Origin of the sequence: Laedolimicola ammoniilytica (assembly GCF_025567165.1) — a bacterium.
GTDB lineage: Bacteria > Bacillota > Clostridia > Lachnospirales > Lachnospiraceae > Laedolimicola > Laedolimicola ammoniilytica.
The window spans coordinates 1-1,012 of record NZ_JAOQKC010000058.1 but is presented as its reverse complement, the minus strand read 5'-3'; the positions used below and the strand labels follow the sequence as shown (position 1 = coordinate 1,012).

At 50.6% G+C, this 1,012-nt stretch carries 2 protein-coding genes; both read left to right on the top strand.

Going from position 1 to position 1,012, the window contains the following annotated elements; genetic code table 11:
• The first annotated feature begins 2 nt into the window (after nt 1-2).
• The gene (locus OCV63_RS17340; RefSeq protein WP_158365447.1) at nt 3-224 is read left to right on the top strand and encodes a DUF4315 family protein; all 222 of its coding nucleotides are present in this window, start codon (nt 3-5) and stop codon (nt 222-224) included.
• Nucleotides 214-978 (top strand): DUF4366 domain-containing protein, encoded by a 765-nt coding sequence (locus tag OCV63_RS17335; RefSeq protein ID WP_118374274.1) that lies wholly within the window; start codon nt 214-216, stop codon nt 976-978. The genes OCV63_RS17340 and OCV63_RS17335 overlap by 11 nt, the downstream gene beginning before the upstream one ends.
• Nucleotides 979-1,012: the final 34 nt, after the last annotated feature.

Sequence of the window (1,012 nt, the reverse complement as noted above, 5' to 3'; positions counted from 1 at the left end):
AAATTGAGAAAACCCGTGAGAAGATTGCGGAATATCAGGAAAAGCTCAAGACCCTGGAAGCACAGAAAACGGAGGCAGAGAATCTGGAAATCGTTCAGATGGTTCGTGCGTTACGCATGACTCCAGCACAGCTGAACGCTATGCTTTCCGGTGGAATGAACCACGGCAGAGATACAGCACTGTCGGAATCAAATAATCAGGAGGTTACCGCTTATGAAGAATAAAAGAATTTGCAAAACACTTTCCGCCCTTTGCCTGACAATGGTTGTGGCATTTGGCTTTACGATCCCTGCTTTCGCACAGGGGTCAGAACAGGCTCCGGCGGCACCGGCAGAGGATTCTACCAATGACAGCAATGTGATTGTGGAAGAAACAGAACCGGCACCGGCACTTACACCGGAGGGGAATGCGGCATTGGTGGATGATTTTGGAGGCAATAAGCAGCTTATTACTGTTACGACCAAAGCTGGAAATTACTTTTACATCCTGATTGATAGGGCGAATGAGGACAAGGAGACTGCTGTTCACTTTCTGAATCAGGTGGACGATGCAGACCTTGCGGCGCTGATGGAAGATGGAAAACCCAAAGAGGAGATGCCTGCGGTATGCAGCTGTTCAACAAAATGTGAAGCAGGGGCAGTCAATACGGCCTGCCCGGTCTGCGCAACTGATAAGAGTAAATGTACGGGCAAAGCACCGGAACCTCCGGCAGAAACATCGGAGCCGGAAAAAGAGAAGCCTGCCGGATTGAACCCGGCTGCGCTGGTCCTTTTGCTGGCTCTGCTGGGAGGCGGTGGCGTATTTGCCTACTTGAAGCTCGTTAAGAACAAGCCTAAGACCAAGGGCAATGACAGTCTGGACGATTATGATTATGGAGAGGAAGATTCTGAGGAATGGGAAACCGAGGATGAGGAGTCGGACGAGCCGGACGCTGACGGGGGCAGCACAGAAGAAGATGATGAGGACAGTGTGAAATGACCCGTTTCACAGACAGTCCCTATGAACGCATGAT